The 9,693-nt window shown below is 73.5% G+C and carries 7 protein-coding genes; 3 read left to right on the top strand and 4 right to left on the bottom strand.

Annotation, left to right across the window (positions count from 1 at the left end):
• Window positions 1–42 precede the first annotated feature (42 nt).
• Together ACFCZN_RS14145 and ACFCZN_RS14140 are read right to left on the bottom strand one after the other, a co-directional pair.
• Window positions 43–1,269: a ThiF family adenylyltransferase gene (locus ACFCZN_RS14145; protein ID WP_430557165.1), complete on the bottom strand. Its 1,227-nt coding sequence runs from the start codon at window positions 1,267–1,269 to the stop codon at window positions 43–45.
• Window positions 1,266–1,691, bottom strand: a complete 426-nt coding sequence (locus tag ACFCZN_RS14140) for a DUF3817 domain-containing protein (RefSeq protein WP_429764655.1) — start codon at window positions 1,689–1,691, stop codon at window positions 1,266–1,268. Before ACFCZN_RS14140 ends, ACFCZN_RS14145 begins: the two co-directional genes overlap by 4 nt.
• Window positions 1,692–1,790: 99 nt before the next feature.
• On the opposite strand from ACFCZN_RS14140, the gene ACFCZN_RS14135 reads away from it, so the two are divergent.
• A complete protein-coding gene (locus ACFCZN_RS14135; RefSeq protein ID WP_430557164.1) occupies window positions 1,791–3,560 on the top strand; it encodes an ABC transporter ATP-binding protein in 1,770 nt (589 codons plus the stop codon).
• Complete coding sequence (locus ACFCZN_RS14130) at window positions 3,557–5,311, top strand: ABC transporter ATP-binding protein (protein ID WP_430557163.1); 1,755 nt, start codon at window positions 3,557–3,559, stop codon at window positions 5,309–5,311. Before ACFCZN_RS14135 ends, ACFCZN_RS14130 begins: the two co-directional genes overlap by 4 nt.
• A 134-nt stretch (window positions 5,312–5,445) precedes the next feature.
• Here the strand turns inward: ACFCZN_RS14130 and ACFCZN_RS14125 are convergent, their stop codons facing one another.
• Both ACFCZN_RS14125 and ACFCZN_RS14120 read right to left on the bottom strand, forming a co-directional pair.
• On the bottom strand, window positions 5,446–6,057 hold the full coding sequence (locus tag ACFCZN_RS14125) for a GyrI-like domain-containing protein (RefSeq protein ID WP_430557162.1): 612 nt from the start codon (window positions 6,055–6,057) through the stop codon (window positions 5,446–5,448).
• Between the two features lie 39 nt (window positions 6,058–6,096).
• Entirely contained in the window at window positions 6,097–6,996 is a 900-nt protein-coding gene (locus tag ACFCZN_RS14120) for an SURF1 family protein (protein ID WP_430557161.1), read from the bottom strand.
• A gap of 170 nt (window positions 6,997–7,166) precedes the next feature.
• Here ACFCZN_RS14120 and ACFCZN_RS14115 point away from each other — a divergent pair, with 170 nt between their 5' ends.
• Window positions 7,167–9,671, top strand: coding sequence for a phosphoketolase family protein (locus ACFCZN_RS14115; RefSeq protein WP_429764660.1), 2,505 nt, complete (start codon window positions 7,167–7,169; stop codon window positions 9,669–9,671).
• Window positions 9,672–9,693: the final 22 nt, after the last annotated feature.

Here is a 9,693-nt window from a genome sequence, read left to right as displayed (position 1 = left end):
CGCTACGGTCCGTGCCCTCTCTATCTCGGCGAGGAGCCTTCTCTATCTCGGCGAAGCGAGGAGCAGGGCGGGGGCGCCGCCCTCGACGGAGCGGGCGTCGACGCCGGCGGCGCGCGCGACGTCGGCGACGCGGGCCGAGCGGGCGCCGGCGGCGCACACGAGCAGCACGGGCCGGTCGGCGGGCAGCTCCGCGCGCGCGACGTCCGCGCCGTCCGGGCCGAAGAACGCGCCGCTCGGCACGAGCCGCGCCCCCGCGACCGGGAGCGCCTGGGCCTCCCAGTCCTCGCGGACGTCGACGATCGCCACGGGGGCGTCGCCGGCGAGCAGCGCTGCGGCGTCGGCGGCGCTCATGCTGGCGGGGCCGAGCCCGCTGCTCACGGTGCCGGTACCGGCGTCGGCCGACCCGCCCGCCGGGGCGGGCAGCCCGCAGAACGCGGCGTACGCGGCGTCGTCGGCGAGCAGCCCAGCGACGGGCTCGCGCGTGGGGTCGGGGCGGACGGCGAGCTGGCGCCACGAGAGCTCGAGCGCGTCGTAGACGGCGATGCGGCCCAGCAGCGTGGTACCCGCGCCCGTGATCAGCTTGACCGCCTCGGTCGCCATGACCGAGCCGACGGTGCCGCACAGGGCGCCGAGCACGCCGCCGGTGGCGCAGTCGGGCACGGTGCCCGGGGGCGGGGGCACCGGGAAGACGTCGCGGTAGGTGACGCCGCGCTCGCGGGCGCCGTCGTCCAGCACCGGCGCGCCCCAGAAGACGGCGACCTGGCCGTCGAACTGGTGGATGGCGCCCCACACGACCGGGACGCCGAGGATCTCGGCCGCGTCGGAGACGAGGTAGCGGGTCGGGAAGTTGTCCGCCCCGTCGAGCACGAGGTCGTACCCGCCCACGATCTCCAGCACGTTCTCGGGGGTGAGGCGCGCGGGGTGGGCCACGACCTCGACGTCGGGCGCGAGGTCGGCGAGCCGGTCGCGCGCCGACTCCACCTTGGGCCGGCCGAGGTCGGCCGTGCCGTGCACCACCTGGCGCTGCAGGTTGGAGAGGTCCACGACGTCGTCGTCCACGACGCCGAGCGCGCCCACCCCGGCGGCCGCGAGGTACTGCAGGGCCGGGCTGCCGAGGCCCCCCGCCCCCACGACGAGCACGCGCGCGGCGGCGAGCCGACGCTGCCCCTCCGGCCCGACACCGGGCAGCGGCAGGTGCCGGGCGTACCGGGCGAGGCGCGCGGCGTCGAGCTCCGGGCCGGGCGCGACGAGCGGGGCGAGCGACGTCATGCCGCGTACCGCTCCGCGAGCGCCGCGAGCTTGGCGTCGGCGTCGGCGTGCACGCGCTTCTCGAGGATGAACGACATCACCGGCACGACGCCGGCGAACACCATCGTGGCGAGCCGGCCGAAGCCCCAGCGCATCTTCGACCACAGGTCGAGCACCGTGACGAGGTAGACCACGTAGATCCAGCCGTGCGCGAACGGCACCCAGCCCATGTAGTCGATGACGACCTCGACCGGCACCACGTACTTGAAGAACATCTCGACGCACAGGATCAGCAGCATCACACCGGTGAGGATCGCCATGAACCGGTAGCGCTTGAGGGCGCCGCGCGCCTTGCGGATGGCGGCCTCGGCCTGGGCCTGGCTGGCGCCGCCGGCGGGAGTCGACGAGGGCTGCGGGGCGGGGGTCTGCTGCGGCGTGCTCACCCCAGCATCGTAGGCGCGAAACGATGCGGTTATTCCGTGGCCCGGTGTCGGCGGGCGTTCGTAGGCTGGATCCTCGTGCGACCTCTTCCCTTGCCCGACGTGGGCAACCCTCCCCTGTCGTCCCCCGCCCGGCTGCTGGCCTGGCAGGGGTGGCGTCAGCGCGACGTGCTCGCGAAGTCGCTGGTGGCGGGCGTGGTGGCGATGCTGGCGTCGGCCGCGGCCCCGCTGCTCATCGGTCGCGCCATCGACGAGGGGCTGTCGCAGGGCTTCGGCGGCCCCCTGTTCGCGTGGTGCGGGGCGATGCTCGGCGCCGCCGCCGTGATCGTCGTGGCCGGCATCTTCAACCACATCTGGGACGTCGAGAACTGGGTGCGGGCGTCGCTGTCGTTCTCCCAGCTCGTGGGCTACAAGGCCTCGCGCGCGGGGCACGCGATCACGCGCAAGCTGCCCACCGGCGAGGTCGTCTCCGCCGTCGCGAACGACGCCCTGCGCGTGGGCGACATGTTCTCCATGGCCGGCCGGTTCACCGGCGGCGTGATCGCGTACGTCGTGGTCGTCGTGATCATGCTGTCGCAGCACGTGCAGCTCGGCCTGGTGCTGGCGCTCGGCATCCCGGCGGTGGCGGCCGTCCTCGGCCTGCTGATCAAGCCGCTGCAGTCGCGCCAGACGACGCAGCGCGAGGCCACGGGCCGCCTGACGTCGCTCGGCGCGGACACCGTCTCGGGCCTGCGCATCCTGCGCGGCATCGGCGGCGAGGACGAGTTCGCCGCCCGCTACGCCCGCCAGTCGCAGGAGGTGCGGCACCAGGGCGTGCGCGTCGCCGTGCTGCAGTCGGTGCTCGACGGCCTGCAGGTGCTGCTGCCCGGGCTCCTCGCCGCGCTCGTGCTGTGGCTCGGCGCCCGCGCCGCCGTCCGCGGCGAGATCACCAGCGGCCAGCTCGTGACGTTCTACGGCTACGCCGCGTTCCTCGCCTGGCCGGTGCAGATGGCCACGCAGATGCTGCAGATGGTCATCCGTGCCGTCATCTCGTCGCGCAAGATCCTCGACGTGCTGCGGGTCACCGAGGCGACGCCGTCGACCGCGACGCCCACGGACGCGCCGCCCGCCGGCGCCGAGCTCGCCGACGAGACGAGCGGCCTGGTGCTGCGCGAGGGCCGCGTCCTGGGCCTCGTCAGCGCGGACCCGGACGCCTCGGCGCGCGTCGCGACGCGGCTCGGGCGGCTCGACGACGAGGCCGAGGCCGGCACGCCGGTCCGGCTCGGCGGCGTGCCGCTGGCCGACCTCGACAAGGAGGCGCTGCGCCACCGCGTCGTGGTCTCCGAGGCGACGCCGCACCTGTTCTCGGGCGTGCTCGGCGAGGCGCTCGACGCGCGCGGCCGCGCCACCGAGGCCGACCTGCTGGCCGCGATGGTCACCGCGGACGCGCACGACGTCCTCGACAGCGTGCCCGGCGGCCTCGCCGGCGAGCTGCCCGAGAAGGGCCGCTCCCTGTCGGGCGGCCAGCGGCAGCGCGTGGCGCTCGCGCGGGCCCTGCTCACCGAGCCGGAGATCCTCGTCCTCGTGGAGCCCACCAGCGCGGTGGACGCCCACACCGAGGCGCGGATCGCGGAGCGGGTCGCTCAGGTCCGTCGAGGCCGCACCACGCTCGTCGTCACGGCGAGCCCGCTGGTGCTCGACCACCTCGACGAGGTCGTGCTGCTCGACGACGACGCCACGGTCGCGGCGTCCGGCACGCACGCCGAGCTGCTCGCCCGCCGCGACGCCCACGGCGCCGCGTACCGCGCCGTCGTCGGCCGGAGCATGGCGGAGGACGCCGACGACGAGTCCGACGAGCTGACCGACACCGACCTGGAAGGAGCGGCACGATGAGCAGCACCACCAACCCCAACCTGCTGCCGATCGCCGACCGCGCCGAGGTCAACCGCACGGTGGGCCGCCTGTTCCGGCGCCACCGCGGCCAGCTCGGCGGCGTCGCCGTGCTGCACACCCTTGCCGCGCTGGCCGGCCTGGCGGGCCCGTTCCTGCTGGGGCGGATCATCGACCTCGTCGCCGACGGCACCACGCTGTCCGCCGTCGACTCGCTCGCGATGGTGCTCGTCGGCGCCGTCGTCGCGCAGGCCGTCATCACGCGGTACGCGCAGCGCCTGTCGATGGTCTTCGGCGAGCGGGTCTTCGCCGACCTGCGCGAGGAGTTCATGGACGCCGTGACCCGGCTGCCGCTGTCGACGGTGGAGAAGGCCGGCACCGGCGACCTCGTCGCGCGCACCACCAACGACGTGAACAAGCTGCAGCACGCCGTGCGGTTCGGCGTGCCGCGGGTGCTCGTGTGCGTCGTGACGATCCTGCTCACGCTGGTCGCGTCGTTCCTCGCGAGCCCGCTCGTGGCGGTCGGGCTGCTCACCGGCGTCCCGCTGATCGTCGTGGCCACGCGCTGGTACCTCAGGCGCGCGACGCCGGGTTACCTGCGCGAGTCGGCGGCCTACGCCGCGATCAACGGCTCCATCACCGAGTCCGTCGAGGGCGCCCGCACCACCGACGCCCTGCACCTCGGCGCCCGCATCCGCCGGCGCATCGACCGCGACCTGCGCGAGGCGTTCGACGCCGAGTCGTACACCCTGGGCCTGCGCCTGCGGCTCATCCCGGCCCTGGACGCGGCGGTCGCGATCGCGCCGATCGTCGTCATCCTCTGGGGCGGCTGGCTCGTGTCTCAGGACCTCACCACCGTGGGCACCGTCGCGACCATCGCGATGTACGGCCACCAGATGGGCGGCCCGGTGTTCGACCTGGTGTTCTGGCTCGACGAGCTGCAGGTCGCGGCCGTCGCGCTGGCGCGCGTCGTCGGCGTCGGGCTGGTCGGCCCGGACCGGACCGCCGGTACCGCCGTGCCGTCGTCGGAGGACGTCCGCGCCCGGTCGGTGCGGTACGCGTACCGCGAGGGCCACGACGTGCTGCACGGCATCGACCTGGACCTCGCCCCCGGCGAGCGGCTGGCCGTCGTCGGACCTTCCGGCGCGGGCAAGTCCACGCTGGGTCGCATGCTCGCGGGCATCCACCCGCCCACCGGCGGCTCGGTCACCGTGGGCGACGTGCCGCTCGTCGAGCTGCCGCTGGAGGACCTGCGCCACCACGTCGCGCTGGTCACCCAGGAGCACCACGTGTTCGTCGGGTCGCTGGCGGAGAACCTGCGCCTGGCCGACACGTCGGCCACCGACGACGCCCTGTGGGGCGCGCTCGGGGCGGTCGACGCCGCGTCGTGGGCGGCCGCGCTGCCCGACGGCCTGGAGACGGCGGTCGGGTCGGGCGGTCACACGCTCACGCCCGCGCAGGCGCAGCAGGTCGCGCTCGCGCGGCTCGTGCTGCTCGACCCGCACACGCTCGTCCTCGACGAGGCGACGTCGCTGCTCGACCCGCGGGCCGCCCGCCACCTGGAGCGTTCGCTCAACGCCGTGCTCACCGGCCGCACGGTGGTCGCCATCGCGCACCGCCTGCACACCGCGCACGACGCCGACCGCGTCGCCGTCGTCGACGGCGGCCGCATCACCGAGATCGGCCCGCACGACGAGCTCGTCGCCGCCGGCGGCGACTACGCCCGGCTCTGGCACAGCTGGCAGCACGACTGAGCGCGAGGTAGTCCACCCCGCGCCGAGGTAGTACCGAAATCGCCGAGGTAGTCCCCTTCCGCATCGACCGGGGACTACCTCGGAGATTTCGGTACTACCTCGCAGCGCGACGACCTACCTCGGCGGGTTCGGTACTACCTCGGCGCGACGGGCTGGCGGATCAGGGTGCGCAGCTTCTCCGGGGCGGTGCGGCGCAGGTCGGACAGGTAGATCTCGTGGTGCCGCCCGCGCAGCACCCGCCTCTCGGAGTCGATGAACGCGTGCAGACGTTCGATCGTCGCGGGCTCGGTGGCGAACGGGCCGCGGTGCAGCACCTGCGCGGCGTCGCCCTCGGCGTAGCTCTCCAAGCGGACGCGGTCGCCGGCCGGGGGCCGCTTCGCGGCGACGGCGCGCGCCAGCACGTCGGCGGCGTCGACCTGCTCGACGGCGTCCGGCAGGCTGATCATGAGCGTCCAGCGCCACTCGTCCTTGGCGGCCACGCTGAACGTGCTCATGTCGTCCGCCCACCACAGCCCCTCGAGCGGCATGACCGTGTAGGCGTCGCCCGTGGCGGCCTTGACCGCCGCCCGCAGCGCGTACGCGAGCGGGTACAGCGTCTCGACCGCCGCGCGGTACGCCGGCGCGGTGTTCGGGTCGCCCTCGCCGTCGACCATGAGGAACGGGCGGGGCGGCACCGTCACCATCGCGGGCGTCGTCGTCGCACGGTAGCGGTACCGCGGCTCGCGCTTGAGGTCGATGCTCGCCATGCCGACAGCCAAGCAGCCGCCCCCGACATCACGAGGGGGTCAGCCGGGCAGACCCGCGATGCCGGTGCCGACGGGGTCGTCGGAGTCGTCGTGCGTGCGGCCGCGCTTCGTCCCCGCCGCCTCGTCGCGCACGAGCCGGATCCAGAGCACCACCGCGAAGAGCCCGAAGACCCACCACTGCAGGGCGTAGAACAGGTTCTGCAGGTTGACGCCGTCGCTGCCCTCGAGCACGGGGCGCGGCAGCAAGGCTGGCCCGCCCTCGGCGGCGGTCGCCTGCGCGGGGTCGGACGTCGTGAGCACGACGTACCCGGAGTAGATCGGCCCGCCCCACGTGTTGACCAGCGCGCCGGTGGAGATGGAGTCGGTGAGCGGGGGGCCGTCCGGGTTGTCGGGGAGCGGCTCGGCGCCCTCCTGCACGGACTCCGACGCCTGCAGCCAGCCGGTGACGCGTACCTCGCCGTCGGGGACGTCGAGCGACGCGGCGTCCGGGGTGGGAGAGTCCACCCACCCGCGCACCAACGGCAGGACCGGCGGCCCGGACAGGTCCGCCCACGACGCACCGCCAGTGCCGTCGTCGGTGACGCGCAGCGGCGTGAGCACCAGGTACCCGGTGCGGCCGTCCAGCGCGCGCCCGGCGACGAGCATCTGCCCCTCGGGCTCGTACTCCCCCGTCACCCACGCCTCGGTGCCGACCAGCTCGCCGGGGAACGACGTCTGCGGCGGGAGCAGGTCGCCCAGCGCCTCGGGTCCGTGCGACGCCTGCTCCGCCGCCTCCTGCTGGGCGGCGAGCTCGGCGCGCTGGTAGGCGCGGTCGAGCTGCCACACGCCGAGCCGACCGCACACGGCGGCGGCGAGCAGGAAGAGGAGCAGGATCCCGATCATGCGGGGCTGGAGGGCCACCGCCCAGAACGACCTGCGGGCGGGCTGGGGGCTGGGCACGGCACCACCGTAATCGGCCCGGGCCCCACCCCAGGAATCCGTGCGCCGCCGGCACCTGACACGGCGCCAGATCGACGTCACGCCCTCTGACCTCGCCGGTCGTGCTGCATTCGCGCACCGGGTGCGGTGGAATGAAGGCGCCGGCCTTCCCCGAGCCTCTGGAGCGTGTGATGAGCACCACGACCACCCCGACCGTCAGCCCCACCCCGTGGCGCGCCGGCGCCGGCACCGAGCTCTCGGCCGAGACGATCGACCGGATCGACCGGTGGTGGCGGGCGGCGAACTACCTGTCGGTCGGTCAGATCTACCTGCTCGGCAACCCGCTGCTGCGCGAGCCGCTGACCCGCGACCACGTCAAGCCGCGCCTGCTGGGCCACTGGGGCACGACGCCGGGCCTGAACTTCCTGTACGCGCACCTCAACCGGGTGATCAAGGAGCGCGAGCAGTCCACGGTCTACGTCGCCGGCCCCGGCCACGGCGGCCCCGGCCTCGTCGCGAGCACGTATCTGGACGGCACGTACTCCGAGCTCTACTCGGACATCACCGAGGACACCGACGGCGTGCGCCGCCTGTTCCGCCAGTTCTCGTTCCCTGGCGGCATCCCGAGCCACGTCGCCCCCGAGACGCCCGGGTCCATCCACGAGGGCGGCGAGCTGGGATACGCCCTCTCGCACGCGTACGGCGCGGTGTTCGACAACCCGGACCTGCTGGTGGCGGCGGTCGTGGGCGACGGCGAAGCCGAGACCGGCCCGCTCGCCACGAGCTGGCACTCGAACAAGCTGCTCAACCCCGCGCAGGACGGCGTCGTGCTGCCGATCCTGCACCTCAACGGGTACAAGATCGCGAACCCCACGATCCTCGACCGCATCGGCCGCGACGAGCTCGAGTCGCTCATGGTCGGGTACGGGCACAAGCCGCACTGGTTCGAGGTGGCCGACGGCTCCGACGAGTCGCACGAGTCGATCCACCGCCGCTTCGCCGCGGTGCTGGACGAGGTGCTCGACGAGATCGCCGCGATCAAGGCGCAGGCCGCCGTCGAGGGGGTGGACATGGCGCGCCCGGCCTGGCCCATGATCGTGTTCCGCACGCCGAAGGGCTGGACGGGCCCGGAGTACATCGACGGCAAGAAGACGGTGGGCTCGTGGCGCGCGCACCAGGTGCCGCTCGCGAGCGCGCGGGACACGCCCGAGCACCTCCAGGTGCTGGAGACGTGGCTCAAGTCGTACCGGGCCGAGGAGCTCTTCGACGACGACGGCCGCATCCTCGACGACATCCGCGAGCTGGCCCCGCCCGGCGAGCTGCGCATGAGTGCCAACCCGCACGCGAACGGCGGCGTGCTGCTGCGCGACCTGCGCCTGCCCGACTTCCGCGACTTCGCCGTCGACGTCCCCGCGCCGGGAGCCGGTGCGGTGGAGGCGCCGCGAGTGCTGGGCCAGTTCCTCACCGAGGTGATCCGCCGCAACCCGGACAACTTCCGGATCTTCGGCCCGGACGAGACGGCGTCCAACCGCCTGCAGGCCACGTTCGACGTCACCGGCAAGCAGTGGAACGCCGAGTACTTCTCGCCGGAGGTCGACGAGCACCTCGTCCGCGCCGGCCGGGTGATGGAGCAGCTGAGCGAGCACCAGTGCCAGGGCTGGCTGGAGGGCTACCTGCTCACCGGGCGGCACGGCCTGTTCACCAGCTACGAGGCCTTCATCCACATCGTCGACTCGATGTTCAACCAGCACGCCAAGTGGCTCAAGGTCACCAACCACATCCCGTGGCGGAGGCCGATCGCGAGCCTCAACTACCTGCTCTCCAGCCACGTGTGGCGCCAGGACCACAACGGCTTCAGCCACCAGGACCCTGGTTTCATCGACCACGTCGTGAACAAGAAGGCCGAGATCGTCCGCGTGTACCTGCCGCCGGACGCGAACACCCTGCTGTCCACCTACGACCACTGCCTGCGCTCGCGCCAGTACGTGAACGTCGTCGTGGCGGGCAAGCAGCCGGCGCCGCAGTTCCTCACGATGGAGCAGGCGGTCGCGCACTCCACGCGCGGCCTGGGCATCTGGGAGTGGGCCGGCACCGAGGTGGAGGGGGAGGACCCGGACGTCGTGCTCGGCGCCGCGGGCGACGTGCCCACGCTCGAGGTGCTCGCGGCGGCCGACATCCTGCGCCACCGCATCCCGGACCTCAAGGTCCGGGTCGTGAACGTCGTCGACCTCATGCGGCTGCAGGACGAGAAGGAGCACCCGCACGGCCTGTCCGACAAGGACTTCGACACGCTGTTCACGGCCGACAAGCCGGTGATCTTCAACTACCACGGCTACCCGTGGCTCATCCACCGCCTCACGTACCGGCGCACCAACCACGCCAACATCCACGTGCGCGGGTACAAGGAGGAGGGCACCACGACGACGCCCTTCGACATGGCGATGCTCAACGACATCGACCGGTTCCACCTCGTGGTCGACGTCATCGACCGGGTGCCGGCCCTGCGCTCGCGGTACGCGGGCCTGCGGCAGGAGATGGTCGACGCCCGGCTCGCGGCCCGGCAGTACACCCGCGAGCACGGCGAGGACATCCCCGACGTGCGCGACTGGGTGTGGCCGGACGTCGGCGAGACAGGCACCGAGAACGGCGGGCCCCAGTACGACGCCGCGGCGGCGACGGGCGGCGACAACGAGTGACAGGGGACGCACGATCGACAGG

Source organism: Isoptericola sp. NPDC056134, assembly GCF_042264825.1.
Lineage (GTDB): Bacteria > Actinomycetota > Actinomycetes > Actinomycetales > Cellulomonadaceae > Isoptericola > Isoptericola nanjingensis.
Note: the sequence above shows the minus strand (reverse complement) of the source record. Positions and strands in the feature narration are given on the sequence as shown.